The organism is Kitasatospora sp. NE20-6 (assembly GCF_045862635.1).
In genome coordinates, this window is sequence record NZ_BPRL01000006.1 from 1 (window position 1) to 25,223 (window position 25,223).

Genomic DNA, 25,223 nt, shown 5'->3' on the forward strand with positions numbered 1-25,223 from the left:
CGGCCGCCCGCAGCCCCCCCGCCCGCGCGCGGGCGACCCCGACCGCCCGGCACCGCGCCGCAGCGCCCCGCCCCGGCGGCGGCCGGCGCGGCCCGCGTCCCGCCCGCAGCCGATCCGGCTCGCCGACCCGCGCAAGCGGCTGCGGCTCGCGGGCATGGCGCTGGTCGTCGTGCTCTCGGTCTTCGCGGGGCGCCTCGTGCAGCTCCAGCTCCTCGACTCGGACGCGCTCGCCGCCGAGGCCGGCGCCAACCAGTACGTGCCGGTCGTGCTCTCCGCGGAGCGCGGATCGATAACGGCCGCCGACGGCACCGTCCTGGCCACCACCGTGGACGCGTACGACATCACCGCCGACCCGACGCTCTTCACCCCCGAGACGACGCACATCCCGGACGCGCCCGAGCAGGCCGCCGCGCTGCTCGCGCCGCTCCTCGGCCTCACCCGGGAGAAGGTCGCCGGACTGCTGCACCTCAACGCCAAGAACCCCAGGAGCCGGTACGCGCTGCTCGCGGCCCGGCAGACCCCGGAGACCAAGAACCGGATCTCCGAGCTCAGGACCCGCCTCGCCAAGCAGGCCGACACCAAGGCCTGCGCGGCCCAGCGCCGCCTGCTCGCCAAGCCCGAGGACCAGGGCGGACGCAGCGCGGTCGACACCGCCTGCACCAACCCGCTGGCGGGCGTCGTGTACGCGCCGAGCAAGCGGCGGGTGTACCCGGCGGGCGACCTCGCGGGCAACCTGGTGGGCTTCGTCAACGCGGAGGGCACCGGCACCGGAGGCCTCGAACTCCAGTACCAGAAGGACCTGGCGGGCGTCGACGGCCGCTCCACGTACGCCTCCGTGGGCGGGCGGATCGTGCCCAGCTCCGGCGGCAGCCAGCAGGCCCCGGTGCCCGGGGCGGACCTCCGGCTGACCGTCGACAAGGACATCCAGTGGGCGGCCCAGCGGGCCATCACCGACCAGGTCGACGCCGCCGGTGCGGAGAAGGGGTACGTCGTCGTCCAGGACGTGAGGACCGGCCAGGTCCTCGCGATGGCCACCTCGCCCGGACTCGACCCCAACAAGCTCGCCTCGGCCCGCCCGGAACAGCTCGGCAACGCCGCCGTCCAGGACGCGTACGAACCGGGCTCCACCGCCAAGCTGATGACGATGGCCGCCGTGCTGGACACCGGCACCGCGACCTGGGACACCCACGTCACCGTGCCCAACACCCTGCAGCGCTCGGACCGGGTCTTCCACGACGACATCGACCACGAGACCTGGTACCTGACCCTGGCCGGCGTGCTCGCCAAGTCGTCCAACATCGGCACCATCGAGGCCGCCGAGCACCTCGGCAAGAACCAGGCCGAGGCCAACCGGGTGCTCGGCGGCTACCTGACGAAGTTCGGCATCGGGCAGCCCAGCGGCCTCGGCTTCCCCGGCGAGACCCGCGGCATCCTCGCGAAGCCGGAGGACTGGAAGGGCTCGCAGCAGTACACCATCCCGTTCGGCCAGGGCCTGGCGGTGAACGCCCTCCAGGCGACGTCGGTGTTCTCCACCATCGCCAACGGCGGGGTGCGGGTCGCCCCGAGCCTCGTCATGGGCAGCACCGGCGCGGACGGCCGCTACACCCCGGCCCCGGCGGGCGCGCAGACCCGGGTGGTGACGGAGGCGACCGCGAAGACGCTGACCGAGATGCTGGAGTCCGTCGTCACCGACGAGCAGGGCACCGGCACCAAGGCGCAGATCCCGGGCTACCGGGTCGCCGGCAAGACCGGCACCGCCAACCGGGTGGACCCGAAGACCGGTCGGTACTCCGGGTACACCGCCTCCTTCATCGGCTTCGCACCGGCCGACCAGCCCCGGGTGACGGTCTCCTGCGTCATCCAGGACCCGGTCAACGGCCACTTCGGCGGCCAGCTGTGCGGGCCGGTGTTCAAGCAGGTGATGGAGTTCGCCCTGAAGACCCTGCGGGTCGCGCCGAGCGGGAGCGAGGCGCCGAACCTGCCCGTCGACTGGAAGCCCTGATGAGCGACACCCCCGGCCGCCGCGGTACGCCGCCGCACCGCACCGACCGGAACGACGGGGGAGGCCCCGCCCGGTTTGGCCCTGGAGGCCCTCCGGCCGATACCCTGCCCGCCGTGCCGAAACCCGATCAAATCTCCGCGAGCCCGCCCCGCCCGACCGGCTCGGCGGCGCTGCCGCTCGCCGAGGTCGCCCGCCTGCTGGACGTGGCGCCCGCCGAAGGCCCGGCGGTCACCGGCATCACCCACGACTCCCGGGCCGTCCGCCCCGGCGACGTGTACGTGGCGTTCCCCGGCGCCAACCACCACGGCGCCGCGTTCGCCGGCCAGGCCGTGCAGGCCGGTGCCGTCGCGGTGCTGACCGACCCCGCCGGCGCCGAACAGGCCGCCGGGGCCGGGGTGCCGCTGCTGGTGGTCGACAACGTCCGCGGCGTCATGGGCGGCCTCGCCGCCGCCGTGTACGGCCGCCCCAGCGAGCAGCTGCTGATGATCGGTCTGACCGGCACCAACGGCAAGACCACCACCTCGTACCTGGTCGAGGCCGGGCTGCGCGGCGCCCGGATGCTGCCCGGGGTGATCGGCACCGTCGAGATGCGGGTCGGCGACGAGCGGATCAAGAGCGAGCGCACCACCCCCGAGTCGACCGACCTGCACGCCGTCCTCGCGGTGATGCGCGAGCGCGGCGCGGCCGCCGTGGTCATGGAGGTCTCCAGCCACGCGCTGGTGTTCGGCCGGGTCGACGGCGTGCTGTACGACGTCGCGCTGTTCAACAACCTCACCCCCGAGCACCTCGACTTCCACCCCGACATGGAGGACTACTACCGGGCCAAGGCCCGGCTCTTCCACACCGACAAGGCCCGCCTCGGGGTGGCCAACTTCGACGACGCGTACGGCCGCAGGCTCGCCGGCGAGGCGCCGATCCCGGTCGTGACGTTCTCCGCCCGCGGCGAGGCGGCCGCCGACTGGCGGGCCGTCGACGTGCAGCTCGGCCCGGCCGGCTCGACCTTCCGCGTGCTCGGCCCGGACGGCGCCGCCGCGGACGCCTCCGTGCCGCTGCCCGGTCCGTTCAACGTCTCCAACGCGCTCGGCGCGATCACCGCCCTCGTCACCGCGGGCATCCCGCTGCAGGACGCCGTCGCCGGTGTCGCCGCCTCCGCCGGCGTGCCCGGCCGCCTCGAACGGGTCGACGCCGGGCAGCCGTACGTCGCCGTCGTCGACTACGCGCACAAGCCGGACGCCCTGCGCGCCGTGCTGGAGTCGCTGCGCGAGGTCACCAAGGGCCGGCTGCACGTCGTCGTCGGCTGCGGCGGCGACCGCGACCCGTTCAAGCGCGGCCCGATGGGCGCGATCGCCGCGGCGATCGCCGACACCACCGTGCTCACCAGCGACAACCCGCGCTCCGAGGACCCGCTGGCGATCCTCACCGCGATGCTCGCCGGCGCCGCCGAGGTGCCCGAGGACGAGCGCGGCGAGGTGCTGGTCGTGCCCGACCGCGCCGACGCCATCGCCCACGCCGTCGCACGCGCGCACGCCGGGGACGCCGTCCTGGTGGCCGGCAAGGGCCACGAGGTCGGGCAGTACGCGAAGGGCGAGGTCCGCCCGTTCGACGACCGGGAGGTGCTGCGCGCGGCCATCGTGCACGGCACCCGGCCCGGGTCAGGAGCGCCCGGGGGCGAGCGCGTTACCGAAGGAGTGGAGCAGCCGTGATCGCACTGACCCTGGCCGAGGCCGCCGCGGCGGTCGGCGGCACCCTCGACGGCGCCGACCCGGACGCACGGGTGACCGGCCCCGTGGTCGTCGACTCGCGGCAGGTGCAGCCCGGCGGGCTGTTCGCCGCGGTCGTCGGCGAGCGCGTGGACGGCCACGACTACGCGGTGAAGGCCGTCGCCGACGGCGCGGTCGCCGTGCTGGCCTCCCGGCCGGTCGGCGTGCCGGCGATCCTCGTCGACGACGTGGTGACCGCCCTCGGCCGGCTCGCCCGTGCCGTCGTCGAACGCGCCCACGGCACCCGGGTGGTGGCGCTCACCGGCTCGTCCGGCAAGACCAGCACCAAGGACCTGATCGCCCAGGTGCTGCAGCGCCACGGCGAGACGGTCTACCCGCCCGGCAACCTCAACAACGAGATCGGCCACCCGATGACCGCGCTGCGGGTCGAGGGGACGACCCGTCACCTCGTCCTGGAGATGGGCGCCCGGCACAAGGGCGACATCGAGTACCTGACCTCGATCACCCCGCCGCACGTCTCGGTCGTGCTCAACGTCGGCTCCGCGCACGTCGGGGAGTTCGGCTCCAAGGAGGGCATCGCCGAGGCCAAGGGCGAGATCGTCGAGGCGCTGACCACCGACGGCATCGCCGTGCTCAACGCCGACGACCCGCTGGTGCGGGCGATGGCCGAGCGCACCAAGGGCCGGGTCGTGCTGTTCGGCGAGAGCCGGGACGCCCACGTCCGTGCCGCGGACGTTCGCCTGGACGACGCCGGACGGCCGTCCTTCACGCTGATCACCCCAGCCGGTTCCGCACCCGTGAACCTGCGCCTGTACGGTGAGCACCACGTCTCGAACGCCCTCGCCGCCGCAGCGGTGGCGGTGGAGCTCGGGATGCCCGTCGACGACACCGCCGAAGCCCTCAGCCAGGCGGGCGCGCTGTCCCGCTGGCGCATGGAGGTCGTCGACCGGGCCGATGGTGTGACCGTCGTCAACGACGCCTACAACGCGAACCCGGATTCGATGCGGGCCGCACTCAGGGCGCTCGTGTCGATGGCCGGCCGCGGCCCGGGGCGCCGCCGCACCTGGGCGGTGCTCGGGGAGATGCGGGAGCTCGGCGAGGACAGCCTCGTCGAGCACGACGCCATCGGGCGGCTCGCCGTCAGGCTCGACGTCACCACACTGGTGGCGGTGGGCGGACGCGAGGCGGCCTGCATGGAACTCGGCGCGAGGAACGAAGGTTCGTGGGGTGAGGAGTCGGTGCTGGTGTCCGACGCGGACGCGGCGATCGAGCTGCTGCGCAGTCAGCTGCAGCCAGGGGACGTGGTGCTGGTGAAGGCCTCCCGTTCGGCCGGCCTGGAGAAGGTGGCCGATGCCCTGCTCGCCGATGGGGCCGTCCAGTGAAGCAGATCCTCTTCTCCGGCGGCATCGGCCTCGTGCTGTCGCTGCTGGGCACGCCCGCGCTGATCAAACTGCTGGCCAAGCGCGGCTACGGCCAGTACATCCGTGACGACGGCCCCAAGGCGCACCACAGCAAGCGCGGTACGCCCACCATGGGCGGCATCGCGTTCATCCTGGCGACGCTGATCGCCTACTTCGCCACCAAGGCGATAACGGGCGAGTCGCCCACGGCTTCCGGCCTGCTGGTGCTGTTCCTGACGGCGGGTCTGGGCCTGGTCGGCTTCCTGGACGACTACATCAAGGTGGTCAAGCGCCGCTCGCTCGGCCTGCGCGCCAAGGCGAAGCTGCTCGGCCAGTCCTTCGTCGGCCTCGCCTTCGCGGTGCTGTCGCTGCAGTTCAGCGACAGCCGCGGCCTGACCCCGGCCTCGACCCACCTGTCGTTCGTGAAGGACTTCGGCTGGTCCGTCGGCCCGGTGCTCTTCGTGATCTGGGCCTACTTCATGATCGCCGCGATGTCGAACGGCGTGAACCTCACCGACGGCCTCGACGGCCTCGCCACCGGCGCCTCGGTGATGGTCTTCGGCGCCTACGTCTTCATCGGCGTCTGGCAGTACGGCCAGACCTGCGCCCACATGATCACCGCCACCGCCAACTGCTACGACGTCCGCGACCCGCTGGACCTCGCCGTGGTGGCGTCCGCCCTCATGGGCTCCTGCTTCGGCTTCCTCTGGTGGAACACCTCGCCCGCCAAGATCTTCATGGGCGACACCGGCTCCCTCGCGCTCGGCGGCGCCCTCGCGGGCCTCGCGATCTGCTCGCGCACCGAGATGCTGCTCGCCCTGCTCGGCGGCCTCTTCGTGATCATCACCCTCTCGGTGATCATCCAGGTCGGCTCGTTCCGGATGACGGGCAAGCGCGTCTTCAAGATGGCCCCGCTCCAGCACCACTTCGAACTCAAGGGCTGGAGCGAGGTGCTGATCGTCGTCCGGTTCTGGATCATCCAGGGCCTGTGCGTCGCGGTCGGCCTCGGACTCTTCTACGCAGGATGGGTGGCCGGATGACGGACAACCCCGACTGGGCGGGCCTCCGCGTCGTCGTCGCCGGCCTCGGACTCTCCGGCGTCAGCGCCGCACGGGTCCTCGCCGGCCTCGGCTCCGAGGTCACCGTCGTCGACGGCGGCGACGGGCCCGCGCTCCGCACCAAGGCCGGCACCCTCGCGGGCGTCGCCGTGCGCCTCGGCGACGGCGACACCCTGCCCGAGGGCACCGACCTCGTCGTCACCTCGCCCGGCTGGCCGCCCAGCAGCCCGCTGTTCGCGGCCGCCGACGCCGCGGGCGTGCCCGTCTGGGGCGACGTCGAACTCGCCTGGCGCCTGCGCCGGCCGCTGGGGAGCACCGGCGAGCCGGCCCCCTGGCTGGCCGTCACCGGCACCAACGGCAAGACGACCACCGTGCAGATGCTCGCCTCGATCCTCACCGCCGCCGGCCGGCGCACCGCCGCCGTCGGCAACGTCGGGGTCTCCGTGCTGGACGCGGTGCTCGCCGACGAGCCGTACGACGTGCTCGCCGTCGAACTCTCCAGCTACCAGCTGCACTGGGCGCCCTCGCTGCGCCCGCACTCGGCGGCCGTGCTCAACCTCGCCCCCGACCACCTCGACTGGCACGGCTCCATGGAGGCGTACGCCGCCGACAAGGGCCGCATCTACGAGGGCAACCAGGTCGCCTGCGTCTACAACCTCGCCGACCCCGCCACCGAGGCGCTGGTCCGCGAGGCCGACGTCGAGGAGGGCTGCCGGGCGATCGGCTTCGGCCTCGCCGCGCCGGGCCTGTCGAACTTCGGCGTCGTCGACGGCCTGCTCGTCGACCGGGCGTTCGTCGACGACCGCGCCAACAACGCGGCCGAGCTCGGCGCGGTCGACGACATCGTGCCGCCCGCCCCGCACAACATCGCCAACGCGCTCGCCGCGGCCGCCCTCGCCCGCGCCTACGGCGTCGACGCGAAGGCCGTCCGCGACGGCCTGCGGGCCTTCCGGCCCGACGCGCACCGCATCGCGCACGTCGCCGAGATCGGCGGGGTCACCTACATCGACGACTCCAAGGCCACCAACACGCACGCCGCCGCGGCCTCCCTCGCCGCGTACGAGCCGGTCGTCTGGATCGCCGGCGGACTCGCCAAGGGCGCCACCTTCGACGAGCTCGTCCAAGGTGCCGCCGCGGGTCTGCGCGCCGCCGTGCTCATCGGCCAGGACCGCGCGCTGATCCGCGAGGCACTGGCGCGACACGCCCCGGATGTGCCGGTCGTCGAAGCCGCCGAGGGCCAGACTGGCGCGGTGGCGATGACCGAGGTGGTGCGGACGGCGGCCTCGCTCGCCAGACCGGGTGACACCGTCCTGCTCGCACCGGCCTGCGCGTCGATGGACATGTTCACCAACTACGGTGAGCGCGGCGACCTGTTCGCCGCGGCGGTCACGGAACTGACGAAGTAGCGGCACGAGCAGCGGCCGGCGGAGCCGGAAGGGGGAGCGGAGTGTCCGGTGAGGGAAAGGCGGGCACGACCGCCCCGCCGGAGCGCGGCTCCGCCCGCCTGCAGCTGATCTCCGCGACGACCACGACCTTCCGGTCCGCCACCCCGGTCACCCGCCTCCGGGTGTTCCGCGACCGGGTGCGCTGGACCCTCGACCGCCCGCTCACCCCGTACTACCTGATCCTCGGCTCCACGTTCCTGCTCGTGGTGCTGGGGCTCGTCATGGTGTTCTCCTCCTCCCAGATCCTGGTGATGGAGCACCACCTGCCGATCACCTTCTTCTTCCGCAAGCAGCTCGTCGCCGTCCTCCTCGGCACCGCCATGCTGGTGCTGCTCGCCCGCACGCCGGTCAAGGCGATGCGGCTGCTCGCGTACCCGCTGCTGCTCGCGGTCGTCGGCGGCATGCTGCTCGTGGCGATCCCCGGCATCGGCATGATGGTCAACGGCAACCGGAACTGGCTGAACTTCGGCTTCTTCCAGGTCCAGCCGTCCGAGTTCGCCAAGCTCGCCCTCGTGCTGTGGGGGGCCGACCTGCTCGCCCGCAAGCACCGCACCCACATGCTCGACCAGTGGAAGCACCTGCTGGTGCCGCTCGTGCCCGGCACCGTGCTGCTCATGATGCTGATCATGCTCGGCGGTGACATGGGCACCACCATGGTGCTCGTCGCCATGCTCTTCGGGCTGCTCTGGATGGTCGGTGCCCCGATGCGGCTCTTCGGCGCCACCCTCGGCATCGCCGTCGTCGCCTGCACCGCGCTCATCATCACGGTGCCGCACCGCCTCGACCGGCTCGCCTGCATCGGCGTCACCAAGCCCGACCCCGACATGAACTGCTTCCAGGCCCTCCACGGCCTGTACGCCTTCGCCGCCGGCGGCCCGTTCGGCTCCGGCCTCGGTGCCGGCGTCGAGAAGTGGGGCCAGCTGCCCGAGGCCCACACCGACTTCATCTTCGCCGCCACCGGCGAGGAACTCGGACTGGTGGGGACGCTGTCGGTGCTCGGCCTCTTCGCGGCACTAGGCTACGCGGGTATCCGTGTGGCCATCAGCACGAAAGACCCTTTCGTCAGGTACGCCGCGGGAGCCGCCACCACGTGGATCATGGCCCAGGCCATGGTCAACCTGGGGTCGGCCCTGGGACTGCTCCCCATCGCGGGCGTGCCCCTCCCGCTGTTCTCCTACGGCGGGTCCGCCATGCTGTCGGCCATGTGTGCCATTGGGGTGCTGGTCAGCTTCGCGCGCAGCACCCCCGCGGCCAAGGCGGCACTCGCCGCCCGGAACCCCACCCGTGCCGGGACACTCCTGGCCCGGGTGATGCCACGACGACGAACCACAGCGCGCAAGGCGGCCGCACGGCCGACGCGCAGGGAGCGGTGAATTTCGGTGCATGTCGTACTCGCCGGCGGCGGGACCGCCGGTCACATCGAGCCGGCCATGGCCCTCGCGGACGCCCTCCGCAGGCACGACCCGTCCTGCGGGATCACCGCCCTCGGCACCGAGCGGGGCCTGGAGACCCGGCTCGTTCCCGAGCGCGGCTACGAGCTGGCGCTCATCCCCGCCGTGCCGCTGCCCCGCAAGCCCACCCCCGAGCTGATCACCGTGCCCGGCAGGCTCCGCGGCACCGTCCGCGCCGCCCAGGACGTCATCGAGCGCGTCAAGGCGGACGCGGTCGTCGGCTTCGGCGGCTACGTCGCCATGCCCGCCTACTTCGCGGCCAAGCGCGCCGGCGTCCCGATCGTCGTGCACGAGGCCAACGCGCGCCCCGGCCTCGCCAACAAGATCGGCGCCCGCTACACCGACTTCGTCGCCGTCTCCACCCCGGACTCCAAGCTCCGCGACTCCCGGTACATCGGCATCCCGCTGCGCCGCACCATCGCGACGCTGGACCGCAATGCGATGCGCCCCGAGGCCCGGCACTACTTCGGCCTCGACCAGCGGCTGCCCACCCTGCTGGTGTCCGGCGGTTCGCAGGGCGCCCGGCGCCTCAACGAGACCGTCCAGGCCATCGCCCCCCGGCTCCAGCAGTACGGCGTGCAGATCCTGCACGCCGTCGGCCCGAAGAACGAGCTGCCGCGGATCGACGACATCCCGGGCATGCCGCCGTACCGCGCGGTGCCCTACGTCGACCGCATGGACCTCGCCTACGCCGCGGCCGACCTGATGCTGTGCCGGGCCGGCGCCATGACGGTGGCCGAGCTGGCGGCGGTCGGCCTGCCCGCCGCGTTCGTGCCGCTGCCGATCGGCAACGGCGAGCAGCGGCTCAACGCCCAGCCGATGGTGAAGGCCGGCGGCGGCCTGCTGGTCGACGACGCCGAGCTGACCCCGGACTGGGTGCTGCAGAACGTGCTGCCGGTCCTCACCGACCCGGCACGCCTGTGGGACATGAGCCGCGCGGCCGGCGAGTTCGGCCGCCGCGACGCGGACGACCTGCTGGTGCGCATGGTCTACGAGGCGATCGACGCCGCCCGCGGCGGCCGCCGCCGGGGCTGACCGCCGGCCCCGCCCGGGGCCGCACGGACGGGGGAACAGGACGGATGCCGGGCCGGAGGCGGCCGGAGGCGGACGGGCGGGTCACCGCCCCCGGCCGACGGCCGCACCGGCGCCGGCCGGGACGGTCGGGCGGAGCGAGTGCGGGAGCGAGGAGCGCCGGTGCCGGGTCAGGAACGGCCGGAGGCGGACGGACGGCCGGCCGGGGTGACGGCCACCCGGCTCCGGCTGTCCCGGCGGGGTGTCGTGGTGCTGTGCGCGCTGGGCGCACTGGTGGCCGGGGTGTTCGGCTGGCTGGTGTTCCTCTCCTCGGCACTGGAGGTGCGCACCGTCGCGGTGCAGGGCCTGGAGAGCGGGCGGCTCGGCGAGGACGACGTCCGCACGGCGCTCGGCGGGCTGCGGCAGGGGCCGCTGGCCCGGGTCGACCTGGACGAGGCGGAGCACCGCGTGGAGGCGCTGCCGCGGGTGGCGAGGGCCGAGGTGTGGCGCGGCTGGCCGCACACCCTGCGGGTGAAGGTGACGGAGCGCAGGCCGGTGGCCGCGGTCCGGACCGACGACGGGAAGTTCGCCCAGGTCGACGCGGGCGGCTTCACGTTCGCGACCGAGGCGACGGCTCCGGCGGGCGTGCCGGTGGTGGACCTGCAACTCGGTCAGCAGGCGAACGAGGCGCTGGACGTGTTCGACCGGCCGTCGCTCGTCCGGGCGGCGATCACGGTCGCGGCCGGGCTGCCGGCCGAGGTGGCGAAGCGTGCAGGTGCAGTACAGGTCCACAGTTACGACGACATCCGGCTGCAGCTGTCGGGCGGGGTGACCGTGCACTGGGGGAGCCCCGAGCGGACGGACCGGAAGGCCCGGGTGCTGACCGCGCTGATGGCGCGCAAGGCGGCCAATTACGACGTGAGTGCACCGGATGCCCCGGCCGTGTCGGGATGATCCGGTAAGTTCTTCCCGAAGGGGCGGTATTGACGGGGCCGAGGCTCCGGTCCGACCCTTGGTGGTCACCCCGGTTTCACCAGGGGATCGATGATCACATAGGCTCAAAAGAAAAACGGGAAGCTCGGCGTGTTCGTTGAACACCGACCGGATGCGACCTACTGTCCTGTGTCACCAGGCTGTGTTCCACAGTGATGTGACAGAGGCACAGCCACAACCCTAAACCTCAAGTTTAGGGTTCGGGTCGGCGGTCGGCATTTCGGACATACACCACCGAAAGCACGTGCTCCCCACCCATCGACATCCGTCGGCCTTCGCGACACGGGGAGCCGACCCGGAAATTCGAGGCGAGAGGCCTTCGACGTGGCAGCACCCCAGAACTACCTCGCAGTCATCAAGGTCGTCGGTATCGGCGGCGGTGGTGTCAACGCCATCAACCGGATGATCGAGGTCGGGCTCAAGGGCGTCGAGTTCATCGCGATCAACACCGATGCGCAGGCCCTCCTGATGAGCGACGCCGACGTCAAGCTCGACGTGGGCCGTGAACTCACCCGGGGCCTCGGCGCCGGAGCCAACCCCGAGGTCGGCCGGAAGGCCGCCGAGGACCACCGCGAGGAGATCGAGGAGGTCCTCAAGGGGGCCGACATGGTCTTCGTCACCGCGGGCGAGGGCGGCGGCACCGGCACCGGCGGCGCGCCCGTCGTGGCCAACATCGCCCGCTCGCTCGGCGCGCTGACCATCGGTGTGGTCACCCGTCCCTTCACGTTCGAGGGCCGCCGCCGGGCCAACCAGGCCGAGGACGGCATCGCGTCGCTGCGCGAGCAGGTCGACACCCTCATCGTCATCCCCAACGACCGCCTGCTGTCGATCTCCGACCGCCAGGTCAGCGTGCTGGACGCGTTCCGCTCCGCCGACCAGGTGCTGCTCTCCGGTGTCCAGGGCATCACGGACCTGATCACCACGCCGGGCCTGATCAACCTCGACTTCGCCGACGTCAAGTCCGTCATGTCGGACGCCGGCTCGGCGCTCATGGGCATCGGCTCGGCCCGCGGCGAGGACCGCGCCAAGGCGGCCGCCGTCATGGCGATCTCCTCCCCGCTGCTGGAGGCGTCCATCGACGGCGCCCGGGGCGTGCTGCTCTCCATCTCGGGCGGCTCCGACCTCGGCCTCTTCGAGATCAACGAGGCCGCCCAGCTGGTCAGCGAGGCCGCCCACCCCGAGGCCAACATCATCTTCGGCGCCGTCATCGACGACGCCCTCGGCGACGAGGTCCGGGTCACCGTCATCGCGGCCGGCTTCGACGGCGGGCAGCCCCCGGCGATCGTCCGCGACCCGGTGGTCAAGGCCTCCACCCCGTCCACGGCGTCCACCCCGGACCGCCCGGCCACCCGGCCGTCCTACGGCATCGGCTCGGTGACGGCCCGTCCGGACGACGCCGTCCGCGCCGACGTCCCGGTCCGTCCGGTCCCGGCCGTCAGCCCGGTGCCGCCGCAGGTGCAGCCGGTCCGCCAGCCGTACGTGGAGAGCCCCGCCGAGGAGCTCGACGTGCCCGACTTCCTGAAGTAGACGCCTCTCCCGTGATTCCTCACATCAGTCGCAACGGTGCTCACTTCGCCTCCACCACCCGGTGGGGCGGGGTGAGCACCTCGCCGTACGGGGAGCTGAACCTCGGCGGGGCCGTCGGGGACGACCCGGCGGCCGTCCGCCGCAACCGGGTGCTCGCCGCGCAGCAGCTCGGGCTCGACCCGGCGGACGTGGTCTGGATGAACCAGGTGCACGGCGCGGACGTGGCCGTGGTGACGGGACGGCAGCGCGACGGGGAGGCCCCGACCGTCGACGCGGTGGTCACCGACCGCCCGCTCGCCCTCGCCGTGCTGACCGCGGACTGCACCCCGGTGCTGCTCGCCGACCCGGTCGCCGGGATCGTCGGCGCCGCGCACGCCGGCCGTCCGGGCCTCGCCGCCGGGGTCGTCCCCGCGGCCGTCCGCGCGATGGCCGCCCTCGGCGCCGAGCCGGGGAGGATCACCGCCGTGCTCGGGCCCGCCGTCTGCGGCCGCTGCTACGAGGTGCCCGCCGGACTCCGCGCCGAGGTCGCCGCGGTGGTGCCGGCCGCGTACGCCGAGACCTCGTGGGGCACCCCGGCGCTGGACGTGGCGGAGGGCGTCGCCGCCCAGCTCGCCGACGCCGGCGTCGCCGACGTGGTGCGGTCGACCGTCTGCACCCTCGAATCGGACGACCACTACTCCTACCGCCGCGAGCAGCGGACGGGCCGGCTCGCGAGCTACGTCTGGTGGGGCTCCGCACAGTCATGACGAACGACATCTTCGGTCCGTTCCCCGGCGGTCCCGCCTTCCAGTCCTCCCTCGACGAGCGGCAGCGCGCGCGGTACGAGCAGCTCGGCGCCAACCTCGACGTGGTCGAGAAGCGGATCGCCGACGCCTGCGCCGCCGCCGGCCGTGCCCGCGACGAGGTCACGCTCGTGGTGGTGACCAAGACCTACCCCGCCGAGGACACCGCGCTCCTCGCCGGACTCGGCGTCACCGAGGTCGCGGAGAACCGCGACCAGGACGCCGCCCCCAAGGCCGAGCGCTGCACGGAGCTGCCGCTGACCTGGCACTTCGTCGGCCAGCTGCAGACCAACAAGGTGCGGTCGGTGGTGCGGTACGCCGACCACGTGCACTCCGTGGACCGCGCGCGCCTGGTGGCGTCGCTCTCCGCCGCGGTGCTCTCCGCCGGGCGCGCGCCCCTCGGCTGCCTGGTACAGGTGGCACTCGACAAGGAGGCCGGGGAGGGCGGGCACCGCGCCGGGGTCGCCCCGGCCGAGGTCGGGGAACTCGCCGACCTGATCGCCGGCACCCCCGGGCTCCGGCTCGACGGGGTGATGACGGTGGCTCCGCTGGCCGGCCCGCTGGCCGGCGATCCGGCCCGTGCCTTCGCACGACTGGCGGAAATCGCAAGCGGGGTACGGGCACGGCATCCTGCTGCCACGATGGTGTCCGCAGGCATGAGCGGCGACCTGGAGCAGGCGGTGGCGGCCGGAGCGACACATGTACGCGTCGGTACGGCGGTACTCGGCGTGCGGTCACCGCTCGGGTAACGTCACCGGGTAGTAGATCAGATCGCAGGACAAAACAGGACAGAACCTAGCAGCCCATCAGCGCGCTAGTGACAACTTCGTGGATCGCATCTCCGCAGAATCCTCACGGCCTGACGGGCCGTCGGCCCGGCGGGCGCCGGGCGCTGCGGGGACCGCAGGCCGAGGCCGGAGTCGGAGCCGATCCACCACAGAGCGGAGGAGACAGGAGCATGGCCGGCGCAATGCGCAAGATGGCGGTCTACCTCGGCCTCGTGGAGGACGAGACGTACGACGGTCAGGGGTACGACCCCGACGACGACTACGACGCAGACCCGGAGCCCCTCCGTACCGGCCGTACCGAGGACCTGCGTCCGGTCGCGGAGCAGCGGCCCGCGCCCGCGCCCGTCGCCCACATCGCCCCGCAGCCCGTGCCGGCCGCCGTGCCGATCCGGCAGGAGGCCCCGCGGATGGCACCAGTGTCGTCCATCACACCCGACCGCCGCCAGAACGTGGAGAAGAGCGCCCCGGTGATCATGCCCAAGGTAGTGAACGAACGAGAGCCCTACCGCATCACCACGCTGCACCCCAGGACCTACAACGAGGCCCGTACCATCGGGGAACAGTTCCGCGACGGCACTCCCGTGATCATGAATTTGACCGAGATGGACGACACGGACGCCAAGCGCCTCGTAGACTTCGCCGCTGGACTCGTCTTCGGTCTGCACGGCAGTATCGAGCGCGTGACGCAGAAGGTGTTCCTCCTGTCTCCTGCTAACGTCGATGTCACGGCGGAGGACAAGGCTCGGATCGCCGAGGGTGGGTTCTTCAACCAGAGCTGACCCGGCCACGACTTTACGTGTGGACCGATCGACGGTGCGTCACAGACGGGCCGAGGACCAGGGAGAGGGAGACCACATGGGGATCGTCGGGGCGGTGCTGTACTACGCGCTGACAGTCTTCCTGCTCATCCTGCTCTTCCGGCTCGTGATGGACTGGGTCTTCCAGTTCGCCCGCTCATGGCGACCCGGAAGGGCCATGGTCCTCGTCCTGGAGGCCACGTACACTGTCACGGATCCGCCGCTCAAGCTTCTTCGGCGCTTCATCCCGCCGTTGCGTCTCGGGGGCGTGGCGCTCGACCTGTCCTTCTTCGTACTGATGATCATTGTGTATGTCCTGATCTCGCTCGTGCGGTCCCTGTCGTTGTGAGCGATGCGACAGGATTCCGGAGTGCCGACGATCACGTTGAGGTGAAGAGATGCCATTGACCCCCGAGGACGTTCGGAACAAGCAGTTCACGACCGTCCGGCTGCGCGAAGGCTATGACGAGGACGAGGTCGATGCCTTCCTCGACGAGGTCGAAGCCGAGCTGACCCGCCTGCTGCGCGAGAACGAGGACCTGCGCGCCAAGCTGGCAGCCGCCACGCGTGCCGCGGCGCAGAACCAGGCCAACATGCGCAAGGAGCAGCCCCAGGACGCCCGCCCCGGCGGCGCCCCGGTGCCCGCCGCCATATCCGGCCCGCCGGTGCCCGGCCAGCAGCAGGGCCCCGGTCCGCAGCAGATGGGCGGCCCGCAGCAGCAGCAGCAGATGGGCAACCAGCCCCTCGGCCTGCCGTCCGGCGCCCCCGCGCTTCCCCCCGGCAACGGCGGCCACATGGGCCAGCCGCAGCAGATGGGGCAGCCGCAGCTCGGGCAGCCCCAGCAGATGGGGCAGCCGCAGATGGGGCAGCCGCAGCAGATGGGCCAGACCATGGGCGGCCAGCAGCAGCTGGTGCAGCCGATGGGCGGTCAGATGCTGCAGCCCATGGGCGGTCCGATGGGGCAGCCGCAGCAGATGGGCCAGACCATGGGCGGCCAGCAGCAGCTGGCCCCGATGGGCGGTCCGATGGGTCAGCCCATGGGCGGTCCGCTCGGCGGCCCGATGGGCCAGCCGCAGCAGGCTCCCGGCGGCGACAGCGCGGCCCGCGTGCTCGCACTCGCCCAGCAGACCGCCGACCAGGCGATCTCCGAGGCGCGCTCCGAGGCCAACAAGATCGTCGGCGAGGCCCGCAGCCGCGCCGAGGGCCTGGAGCGGGACGCCCGCGCCAAGGCCGACGCCCTGGAGCGGGACGCGCAGGAGAAGCACCGCGTCGCGATGGGCTCCCTGGAGTCCGCCCGCGCCACGCTGGAGCGCAAGGTCGAGGACCTGCGCGCCTTCGAGCGCGAGTACCGCACGCGTCTGAAGTCGTACCTGGAGACCCAGCTGCGCCAGCTGGAGTCGCAGGCGGACGACTCGCTCGCCCCGCCGCGGATCCCGGCCACCGCCTCGCTGCCCCCGGCGGCGTCGTCGATGGCTCCGGCTGGCTCCTCGGCCGGCAGCAGCGCGCCGAGCTTCGGCAGCCAGTCGTCCTTCGGCGGCAACGGCCAGTCGTTCGGCGGCGGAGGCCAGTCCTTCGGCGGGAACGGCCAGTCCTTCGGTGGCAACGGCCAGTCGTTCGGCGGGAACTCCTTCGGTTCGGGCAGCAACCCGAGCTTCGGCGGCCAGCCCGGCGCCGGCACCGGTGCCGCGCAGATGGCGCCCGCCGGGATGACCCAGCCGATGGCCGCGGTCCGCCCGCAGCCGCCGCAGCCGATGCAGCAGGCTCCCGCGCCGATGCGGGGCTTCCTCATCGACGAGGACGGCGACAACTAGCAGCACCCGCGAGGGCGCCCCCACGGTGACGACGGTCACGGTGGGGGCGCCCTCGTCCGTGCGTGCCGGGCCCGGGCGGGTACCGGCTGCCGCACGTGGCGACGGGCGGGCAGGTGACCGTGGTCACCTGCCCGCCCGTCGTGGTGCGGTGCGGGGTCAGGCCCTGCGGAGCTGGAAGGCGAGGCCGAGCGACTCGTCGGTGAAGGTGTCGGACTCCCAGTCGGCGGCGCCCGCCGCGAAGTCCACCGCGAGGACCTCCTCGGCGACCAGGCCGCCGTGCTCGGTGACGGCCTCGGCCGTCTCCTCCGCGGAGGCCTGCCAGCGCAGCACGATCCGGTCGGCGACGTCCAGGCCGGAGTTCTTCCGGGCCTCCTGGATCTGCCGGATGGCGTCGCGGGCGATGCCGAGCCGCTTGAGCTCGGGGGTGATCGCCAGGTCGAGCGCGACGGTGGCGCCGGCCTCGTTGGCGACGGCCCAGCCCTCGCGCGGCGTCTCGGTGATGATCACCTCGTCCGGGGAGAGCTCGATCCGCTCGCCCGCCAGGTCGACGCCCGTGACGCCGGAGGCGCGCAGCTCGGCGGCGAGCACGGCGGCGTCGGCGGCGGCGACCGCCTTGGCGACGTCCTGCACGCCCTTGCCGAACCGCTTGCCGAGCGCGCGGAAGTTGGCCTTGGCCGAGGTGTCGACGAGCGAGGCGCCGACCTCCGCGAGCGACTCCAGGGCCGAGACGTTGAGCTCCTCGGCGATCTGCGCCCGCAGGTCCGCGGGCAGCTCCTCCCAGCCCTGGGCGGCGACCAGCGCGCGCGACAGCGGCTGACGGGTCTTCACCCCGGACTCGGCGCGGGTGGCGCGGCCGAGCTCGACCAGGCGCCGGACGAGCGCCATGTGCCGCGAGAGGTCCGTGTCGATCAGCGACTCGTCGGCGACCGGCCAGGAGGCCAGGTGCACGGAGGCCGGGGCGCCGGGGGCGACCGGTACGACGAGGTCCTGCCAGACCCGCTCGGTGATGAACGGGGTGAGCGGGGCCATCAGGCGGGTGACCGTCTCCAGCGCCTCGTGCAGGGTGGCGAGCGCCGCGGCGTCGCCCTGCCAGAAGCGGCGGCGGCCGCGCCGCACGTACCAGTTGGAGAGGTCGTCGACGAAGCCGGAGAGCAGCTTGCCGGCCCGCTGGGTGTCGTACGCCTCCAGGGCGAGGTCGACCTCGCGGACGAGCGTGTTGAGCTCGGAGAGCACCCACCGGTCGAGCTGCGGGCGGTCGGCGGGCGCCGGGTCGGCGGCCGAGGGCGCCCAGCCGGCGGTGCGGGCGTACAGCGCCTGGAAGGCGACGGTGTTCCAGTAGGTCAGCAGCGTCTTGCGGACGACCTCCTGGATGGTGCCGTGACCGACGCGCCGCGCCGACCAGGGCGAGCCGCCCGCGGCCATGAACCACCGCACGGCGTCGGCACCGTGCTGGTCCATCAGCGGGATCGGCTGCAGGATGTTGCCGAGGTGCTTCGACATCTTGCGGCCGTCCTCGGCGAGGATGTGGCCGAGGCAGACGACGTTCTCGTAGGAGTTCTTGTCGAACACCAGGGTGCCGACCGCCATCAGCGTGTAGAACCAGCCGCGGGTCTGGTCGATCGCCTCGGAGATGAACTGCGCCGGGTACCGGCTCTCGAACAGCTCCTTGTTGCGGTACGGGTAGCCGTACTGCGCGAACGGCATCGAGCCGGAGTCGTACCAGGCGTCGATCACCTCGGGCACCCGGGTCGCCGTCGCCGGGCAGCTCGGGCAGGTGAAGGTGACGTCGTCGATGTACGGGCGGTGCGGGTCGAGCGCGCTCTGGTCGGTGCCGGTGAGCTCACCGAGCTCGGCCAGCGAGCCGACGCAGGTGACGTGGCCCTCCTCGCAGCGCCAGATCGGCAGAGGGGTGCCCCAGAACCGGTTGCGGCTCAGCGCCCAGTCGATGTTGTTGTTCAGCCAGTCGCCGAAGCGGCCGTGCTTGACGCTCGACGGGAACCAGTTGGTCGCCTCGTTCTCGCGGATCAGGGCGTCCTTGACCGCGGTGGTGCGGATGTACCACGAGGGCTGCGCGTAGTAGAGCAGCGCGGTGTGGCAGCGCCAGCAGTGCGGGTAGCTGTGCTCGTACGGCAGGTGGCGGAAGAGCAGTCCGCGGGCCTGGAGGTCGGCGACGAGCGCCTCGTCGGCCTTCTTGAAGAAGACGCCGCCGACCAGCGGGACGTCCGCGGCGAAGGTGCCGTCGGCCTCGACCGGGTTGACCACGGGCAGGCCGTAGCGGCGGCAGGTGGCGAGGTCGTCCGCGCCGAAGGCGGGCGACTGGTGGACGATGCCGGTGCCGTCCTCGGTGGTGACGTACTCGGCGGTCAGCACGTAGTGCGCGTTCTCGATCTCGACGAGGTCGAACGGCCGGGTGTAGGCCCAGCGCTCCATCTCGGCGCCGGTGAACGACTGCCCGGTGCTCTCCCAGCCCTCGCCGAGCGCCTTGCCGACCAGCGGCTCGGCGACGACGAGCTTCTCGATGCCGTCGGTGGCCACCACGTAGGTGACCTCCGGGTGCACGGCGGCGGCCGTGTTGGAGACCAGCGTCCACGGGGTGGTCGTCCAGACGAGCAGCGCGGCCTCGCCCGCGAGCGGGCCGGAGGTCAGCGGGAAGCGGACGAACACCGACGGGTCGACGACGGTCTCGTAGCCCTGCGCCAGCTCGTGGTCGGAGAGGCCGGTGCCGCAGCGCGGACACCAGGGGGCGACCCGGTGGTCCTGCACGAGCAGGCCCTTGTCGAAGATCTGCTTGAGCGACCACCAGACCGACTCGATGTAGGAGGGGTCCATGGTGCGGTACGCCTCGTCGAGGTCGACCCAGTAGCCCATGCGCTCGGTGAGCCTGGTGAACTCGTCGGTGTGGCGGGTGACGGACTCCCGGCACTTGGCGTTGAACTCGGCGATGCCGAACGCCTCGATGTCCTTCTTGCCGGAGAAGCCGAGCTCCTTCTCGACGGCGAGCTCGACCGGCAGGCCGTGGCAGTCCCAGCCGGCCTTGCGGGCGACGTGGTAGCCCTTCATCGTGCGGTACCGCGGGAAGACGTCCTTGAAGACGCGGGCCTCGATGTGGTGGGCACCCGGCATGCCGTTGGCGGTGGGCGGGCCCTCGTAGAACACCCACTCGGGGCGGCCCTCGGACTGCTCCAGGCTGCGCTGGAAGATCTTGTTGTCCTGCCAGAACGACAGGATGCCGTGCTCCAGGACGGGCAGGTCCACCTGTGCGGGAACGGCGTTGTAGGTGGTCATCGCGGGCGTCTACCTCCGGCGGATGCGTGGACTGGCTTCCGACGGAGGGACGAGACGGCGAGCCGTCCCGCGGTACCACCCTCCTTGGCCGCGGCTGGTGCCCGCGACCCACTTGTTTGGGGGTTGCTGCCGGTTCTACCGGGCCGTGAGGCCTTTCTTCCGGCGGCTCCGGGGTGATCTTCCCGCCGCGCACACCCCCGGGCTCGCACCGTCCCCGGGTCGCTCATGGCTGCGTACTGCGGTACTCGTCCCATCTGCGCCTTGCAGGCCCAGTGTATCGGCCTGCGCAAACCGATTCGTGCCCGGCGGCGCGAGTCCGGGCGGCGCGCGCCCGTCCAGTCCCGCGGGCGGGGAGGTTAGCCGGTGTCGATCTGGGCACAACTTGGTCAGCACCTGGGCGCGGGCCATCGGCGGAGGCTGCCCGGGTGTGATCGGATTCGATTCGATTCCGTCATCGGTATGTCCCGTTGTGGCCGGATTCGATGGGGATTATCGTTCCGGCACCGGAGGCCGCCGGGAACCGGCGGTACGCATCATTCGTGAATGAGGTCGAAAGCCATGGCTGAGAGAGCGACTGGCGCACGCACCGCCACCACGCGGGCGCGCGAGGCTGTGGCAGGCGACCCAGGGGAGGGGACCGTGAGCACTGCACGGCGGAAGACCAGCACCAGCACCGGCCGGGCGGCGACCAGCCGCACCCATGTCCCGGCAGGCACCGGCGCCCGCAGCGGCGGCGCCGAGTCGGTGGACCCGGCCGAGCTGCCGGTGCGGACCGGCGAGGACGCCTGGACGTCGGCCGAGGTCACCGAGCTCCACGCCGAGCTCAACGCGGACCTCGAACGGCTCCGCGCCGAGATCGAGGCCTCCGAGGCGGCGATCACCGGCCTGATGCGGGATTCCAACGACGGCGCGGGCGACGACCAGGTCGACGCCGGCACCAAGAACATCAACCGGGAGAGCGAGCTCGCCCTCGCCAACAACGCCCGGGACAGCCTCGCCCAGACCGAGCGCGCCCTCACCCGCCTGGAAGGCGTCGGCTTCGGTGTCTGCGAGTCCTGCGGACAGGCGATCGGCAAGGCCCGGCTGCAGGCCTTCCCGCGGGCCACCCTCTGCGTCAGCTGCAAGGCCAAGCAGGAACGCCGCTGACCGGCCCCGGCCGCCGACCGGGCCCCGGGCCCCGTCCGGCCGGTCCTGCCGGACCCGCACGACCGGCCTGACGGAACCCGGGGCGGACCGCCCCGCGTGAGGGGTGACGGGAGACGGGCGTTCCGGCCATCGGGTGCCGTACGCTCGTCCCCGTAACCTCGGCCCCGGCCGGCCCCCACGGCCGGACCCCTTGTACACGGCAGCGGAGCGGATCATCAGCACCTCAGGTTCCCCCCAGACGCAGGACGAAGCCGTCCCCACCGCCCGCGTGTCGCACGAGCCGGAGACCGTCGTGGACGAGCCCGCCGCCGAGCCCGCCGGCCAGGCCGGTCCCGCGGGCGCCACCGCCGCGTCCGGCACCCGCGCCGCCGTCCGCCGCCGCCGCATCGGCGTGCTGCTCGCCGTGGCCCTGCTCGCCTACCTGATCGACCTCGGCAGCAAGCTGCTCGTCGTCGCCCGGCTGGAGGGCCGCCCGGCGATCCAGGTCATCGGCGACGTCATGACCTTCCAGGTCATCCGCAACCCCGGTGCCGCCTTCGGCATGGGCCAGGCGATGACCGTCGTCTTCACCGGCATCGCCGCCGCCGTGATCGTCGTGATCTGGCGGATCGCCCGCCGCCTCTACAGCCTGCCCTGGGCCGTCGCCCTCGGCCTGCTGCTCGGCGGCGCACTCGGCAACCTCACCGACCGGCTGTTCCGCGCCCCCGGCGTCTTCCGCGGCCACGTCGTCGACTTCATCTCCGTGCAGCACTTCGCCGTCTTCAACCTCGCCGACTCGGCGATCGTCTGCGGCGGCATCCTCGTCGTGCTGCTCTCCTTCCGCGGCTCCAACCCGGACGGCACCGTCCACCAGCCCGGCAAGCCCGCGAAGGCCGGCTCCGAGGCCGACACCGCCGCCGGCGACGGGCCGAAGCCGGTCGACGACACCGAGTGACCCGCCCGCCGCGACCGCCCGGGGGCCCGTGCCCCTGAGCAGGGACGGTGAGGGACGGGCCGCGCCGTCCGGCATACTCGTACGAGTGAGTATTGCAGCGCAGACCCGCAGCCTCCCCGTACCCGACGGCCTGGAGGGCGAGCGACTCGACGCCGCCCTCGCCCGGATGTTCGGGTTCTCCCGGACCAAGGCCGCCGAGCTGGCCACCGAGGGCAAGGTGACGCTCGACGGCGCCGTCGCCGTCAAGTCGGACCGGGTGAGCGCCGGCGCCTGGCTGGAGGTCGAGATCCCGGCCCCGGCCGCAGCCGTGCGGATCGTCGCCGAACACGTCGAGGGCATGCGGATCGTCCACGACGACGACGACATCGTGCTGATCGACAAGCCGGTCGGCGTCGCCGCCCACCCCAGCCCCGGCTGGACCGGCCCCACCGTCATCGGCGGCCTCGCCGCCGCCGGGTACCGCATCTCCACCTCCGGCGCCGCCGAGCGCCAGGGCATCGTGCACCGCCTCGACGTCGGCACCTCCGGCCTCATGGTCGTCGCCAAGTCCGAGCGCGCCTACACCGACCTGAAGCGGCAGTTCCACGACCGCATCACGGAGAAGAAGTACAACGCGCTCGTCCAGGGCCACCCCGACCCGCTGTCCGGCACCGTCGACGCCCCCATCGGCCGTCACCCCAGCAGCGACTGGAAGTGGGCCGTCACCCGCGACGGCAAGCCCTCCGTCACGCACTACGACCTCATCGAGGCGTACCGCGCGGCCTCCCTGCTCGACATCAAGCTGGAGACCGGCCGCACCCACCAGATCCGGGTGCACATGAGCGCGCTGCGCCACCCCTGCGTCGGCGACCTCACCTACGGCGCCGACCCGACGCTCTCCAAGCGCCTGGGCCTCGCCCGTCAGTGGCTGCACGCCGTCCAGCTCGGCTTCGAGCACCCCTCGGACGGTCAGTGGGTCGAGTTCCGCAGCGACTACCCGGACGACCTGCAGAAGGCCCTCGACGTGATCTCCGCGGAGAGCTGACATGACCGGGATCCGCGTCGCCACCGGCGAGGCCGACCTCGCCCGGGTGCGCAGCGTCCGCCACGAGGTCTTCGTCGAGGAGCAGAACGTCCCCGTCGAGCTGGAGTACGACGAGCTCGACGCCACCTCGGTGCACCTCCTCGCCACCGGCCCCGACGGCGAGGCGCTCGGCACCGGCCGCCTCATCCACGGGGCCGACGCGCTGAAGCTGACCGGCACCGAGGGCCGGGTGCTCCTCGGGCGCCTCGCCGTGCGGAAGGCCGCCCGCGGCACCGGGCTCGGCGCCGAGCTCGTCCGGGCGATCGAGCAGGAGGGCCGCGACCGCGGCGCCCGCGAGCTCGAACTCCACGCCCAGGTGCACGCACTCGGCTTCTACGAGCGCCTCGGCTACACCGCCGAGGGCCCGGTCTACGACGACGCGGGGATCCCGCACCGCACGATGGTGCGGGTGTTCTGACAGCTTTTCCGACAACCTGTCAGGCCGCTGCGCTCCTGCCCGTGAAGGATCCTCGGGTGGGAGCGCTCGTCGTCGCGGGGCGTGCCGGACGGCCGCCCGCCCCGTCCGCCCCGCCCGGCGACCGGCACCGGGACGGAACCCCCGGCGCCGCTCAGAACAGGCCGTGCCACATCTGCTCGACGACCACGCTCCACCAGGCCGACTCCTTGTGGAACGCGTCCGGGTCGATCGCGGCCAGGCCGCTCTGGAACGAGGCCACCGCGGCACCGGCCGCCACCGGATCCAGGCCCCGCATCCCGGCGCGGGCGGGGGCCAGCAGCGCCAGGCTGCGCAGGAACGCGGAGACCGAGGCGTTGACGAAGCGTCCGCTGCCGGTGCGCGGGTGGACCGCCCACACCGAGCCGACCGCCCGTTCGTCGCCGCCGCACTGCACGGCGATCACGCAGAAGCCGTCGGTGCCGATCCGCGTCCAGCCGGCCAGGACGTCCAGCGCGGAGGCCCCGGCCTCCGTGCCCGCGGCCGTCAGATGGGTGCGGAGGTCGGCGAGCAGCCCGCCCGCGGGCGGGTCGCCGGGGCGGTCCGCGGTGAAGAACAGCGGCACGTCGGCGGGCAGGCCCGCCCAGGTGAGGGTCGCCCGTGCGGCGTCCGGCAGGGCACTGTTCGACAGGTCGTCGGCGTCGAGACGGACCGTCCCGCCGAAGACCTCGGTGAGCAGGCGGCCCAGCGCCACGTCACGGACGGGCCCGGCCGCCTCCACCGCGCCCGGCTCCGGCGCGGGCACCCGGCGCGGGCGGGGCGGGCCCGGACGGCCCGCCAGCCGGCCGACGGACTCCACGCGGTCGGCGAGCGCCCGGACGCCCTCGGCCCGCTCCTCGGCGACGATGCCGTACGGGTGGGCGCAGGAGATCTCGGCGTTCGGGAAGGACCGCTCCAGCAGCGCCGCGGTGTAACCGCCCGGCAGGGTCGCCGGACGCAGGTCGGTGTGCACGGCGAGCACGTCGCCCGCGGGCACCCCGAGCCGGTCGAGCTCGGCCACGAGCTGGTGCTCCGCCGGGGGCAGGCCGGGGCCGGACATGCGGTGGAGCATCACCTCCCCGCCGTCCGACGGGTCCCGGTAGGTGGCGACGGCGGTGTTGCCCGGTCCGGTGGCCGGCGGCGCGTGCTTCTCCGTGTACCGCCGGATCACCTCGTCGACCGGCACCGACGGCCAGACCTCCAGCGCACCGGTGGCGCGGTCGATCACGCCGCAGGCGTCGCCGATGTCGGCGGGCGGGCGGCGCCCGCCCGTCACGGGATCGCGCTCCGGCGGGGCGGGCGCGGCCCAGACCACCCAGCCCAGGCCGAACTCGCGGTGGCGGACGCCACGGCGCTCCCCGGCGGGGGCACCGCCGTTCAGCCAGCCCTCGGCGGCGGCGAGGGCCTGCTCCTGCGTGATCACGAGAATCCTCCGTGCGTGCGGACCGGTCGGGAACCCGGCCCGGGACGACCGTTCGGCCGGCAGGCCGCCGTTCGGCTGCACATGATCGCATGATCGAGCGGGCTCGGGGGCCTGACCCGGGGTGATTCCCGGACCACTGCCCGACGGACCGTC

The 25,223-nt window shown here is 73.0% G+C and carries 20 protein-coding genes; 18 read left to right on the forward strand and 2 right to left on the reverse strand.

The window, feature by feature from the left end; genetic code table 11:
* From SNE206_RS06985 to SNE206_RS07050, 14 genes are all read left to right on the forward strand, one after another.
* Positions 1-2,002: peptidoglycan D,D-transpeptidase FtsI family protein (locus tag SNE206_RS06985; RefSeq protein ID WP_407912482.1), on the forward strand; the 2,002-nt coding region annotated here is incomplete at its 5' end.
* Positions 2,002-3,705: a UDP-N-acetylmuramoyl-L-alanyl-D-glutamate--2,6-diaminopimelate ligase gene (locus tag SNE206_RS06990; RefSeq protein WP_407912483.1), complete on the forward strand. Its 1,704-nt coding sequence runs from the start codon at positions 2,002-2,004 to the stop codon at positions 3,703-3,705. The genes SNE206_RS06985 and SNE206_RS06990, both read left to right, overlap by 1 nt.
* On the forward strand, positions 3,702-5,105 hold the full coding sequence (gene murF, locus SNE206_RS06995; RefSeq protein ID WP_407912484.1) for a UDP-N-acetylmuramoyl-tripeptide--D-alanyl-D-alanine ligase: 1,404 nt from the start codon (positions 3,702-3,704) through the stop codon (positions 5,103-5,105). Before SNE206_RS06990 ends, murF begins: the two co-directional genes overlap by 4 nt.
* Positions 5,102-6,163, forward strand: coding sequence for a phospho-N-acetylmuramoyl-pentapeptide-transferase (mraY, locus tag SNE206_RS07000; RefSeq protein ID WP_407912485.1), 1,062 nt, complete (start codon positions 5,102-5,104; stop codon positions 6,161-6,163). Before murF ends, mraY begins: the two co-directional genes overlap by 4 nt.
* Positions 6,160-7,587: a UDP-N-acetylmuramoyl-L-alanine--D-glutamate ligase gene (gene murD / locus SNE206_RS07005; protein WP_407912486.1), complete on the forward strand. Its 1,428-nt coding sequence runs from the start codon at positions 6,160-6,162 to the stop codon at positions 7,585-7,587. Before mraY ends, murD begins: the two co-directional genes overlap by 4 nt.
* Positions 7,588-7,628: 41 nt before the next feature.
* The gene (ftsW, locus tag SNE206_RS07010) at positions 7,629-8,999 is read left to right on the forward strand and encodes a putative lipid II flippase FtsW (RefSeq protein ID WP_407912487.1); all 1,371 of its coding nucleotides are present in this window, start codon (positions 7,629-7,631) and stop codon (positions 8,997-8,999) included.
* Positions 9,000-9,005: 6 nt separating this feature from the next.
* Positions 9,006-10,112: an undecaprenyldiphospho-muramoylpentapeptide beta-N-acetylglucosaminyltransferase gene (gene murG / locus SNE206_RS07015; RefSeq protein WP_407912488.1), complete on the forward strand. Its 1,107-nt coding sequence runs from the start codon at positions 9,006-9,008 to the stop codon at positions 10,110-10,112.
* Between the two features lie 159 nt (positions 10,113-10,271).
* Positions 10,272-11,042: a cell division protein FtsQ/DivIB gene (locus tag SNE206_RS07020; RefSeq protein ID WP_407912489.1), complete on the forward strand. Its 771-nt coding sequence runs from the start codon at positions 10,272-10,274 to the stop codon at positions 11,040-11,042.
* Between the two features lie 363 nt (positions 11,043-11,405).
* Positions 11,406-12,608 carry a cell division protein FtsZ gene (ftsZ, locus tag SNE206_RS07025; protein ID WP_407912490.1) on the forward strand — a complete coding sequence of 401 codons (1,203 nt, stop codon included), beginning with the start codon at positions 11,406-11,408 and terminating at the stop codon, positions 12,606-12,608.
* A gap of 11 nt (positions 12,609-12,619) precedes the next feature.
* A complete protein-coding gene (pgeF, locus tag SNE206_RS07030) occupies positions 12,620-13,354 on the forward strand; it encodes a peptidoglycan editing factor PgeF (RefSeq protein ID WP_407912491.1) in 735 nt (244 codons plus the stop codon).
* The gene (locus tag SNE206_RS07035; RefSeq protein ID WP_407912492.1) at positions 13,351-14,139 is read left to right on the forward strand and encodes a YggS family pyridoxal phosphate-dependent enzyme; all 789 of its coding nucleotides are present in this window, start codon (positions 13,351-13,353) and stop codon (positions 14,137-14,139) included. Before pgeF ends, SNE206_RS07035 begins: the two co-directional genes overlap by 4 nt.
* Positions 14,140-14,348: 209 nt before the next feature.
* Positions 14,349-14,957, forward strand: a complete 609-nt coding sequence (locus SNE206_RS07040; protein ID WP_405013766.1) for a cell division protein SepF — start codon at positions 14,349-14,351, stop codon at positions 14,955-14,957.
* 76 nt (positions 14,958-15,033) lie between these two features.
* Positions 15,034-15,324: a YggT family protein gene (locus SNE206_RS07045; RefSeq protein ID WP_030262809.1), complete on the forward strand. Its 291-nt coding sequence runs from the start codon at positions 15,034-15,036 to the stop codon at positions 15,322-15,324.
* Between the two features lie 49 nt (positions 15,325-15,373).
* A complete protein-coding gene (locus SNE206_RS07050; protein WP_407912493.1) occupies positions 15,374-16,786 on the forward strand; it encodes a DivIVA domain-containing protein in 1,413 nt (470 codons plus the stop codon).
* 156 nt (positions 16,787-16,942) lie between these two features.
* Here SNE206_RS07050 and ileS read toward each other — a convergent pair whose 3' ends face one another.
* Entirely contained in the window at positions 16,943-20,071 is a 3,129-nt protein-coding gene (gene ileS, locus SNE206_RS07055; protein WP_407912494.1) for an isoleucine--tRNA ligase, read from the reverse strand.
* A 639-nt stretch (positions 20,072-20,710) separates the two neighbouring features.
* Between ileS and SNE206_RS07060 the strand changes: the two genes are divergently transcribed.
* The 4 genes from SNE206_RS07060 to SNE206_RS07075 all read left to right on the forward strand — a co-directional run bounded on the left by SNE206_RS07060 (position 20,711) and on the right by SNE206_RS07075 (position 23,632).
* Positions 20,711-21,217, forward strand: a complete 507-nt coding sequence (locus tag SNE206_RS07060; RefSeq protein ID WP_407912495.1) for a TraR/DksA family transcriptional regulator — start codon at positions 20,711-20,713, stop codon at positions 21,215-21,217.
* A gap of 190 nt (positions 21,218-21,407) precedes the next feature.
* Positions 21,408-22,151: a signal peptidase II gene (gene lspA, locus SNE206_RS07065; RefSeq protein WP_407912496.1), complete on the forward strand. Its 744-nt coding sequence runs from the start codon at positions 21,408-21,410 to the stop codon at positions 22,149-22,151.
* 85 nt (positions 22,152-22,236) lie between these two features.
* Positions 22,237-23,175, forward strand: a complete 939-nt coding sequence (locus tag SNE206_RS07070) for an RluA family pseudouridine synthase (RefSeq protein ID WP_407912497.1) — start codon at positions 22,237-22,239, stop codon at positions 23,173-23,175.
* 1 nt (position 23,176) lies between these two features.
* The gene (locus SNE206_RS07075; RefSeq protein WP_407912498.1) at positions 23,177-23,632 is read left to right on the forward strand and encodes a GNAT family N-acetyltransferase; all 456 of its coding nucleotides are present in this window, start codon (positions 23,177-23,179) and stop codon (positions 23,630-23,632) included.
* A 151-nt stretch (positions 23,633-23,783) separates the two neighbouring features.
* Here the strand turns inward: SNE206_RS07075 and SNE206_RS07080 are convergent, their stop codons facing one another.
* The gene (locus tag SNE206_RS07080) at positions 23,784-25,070 is read right to left on the reverse strand and encodes an SUKH-4 family immunity protein (protein WP_407912499.1); all 1,287 of its coding nucleotides are present in this window, start codon (positions 25,068-25,070) and stop codon (positions 23,784-23,786) included.
* Between the last annotated feature and the right edge of the window lie 153 nt (positions 25,071-25,223).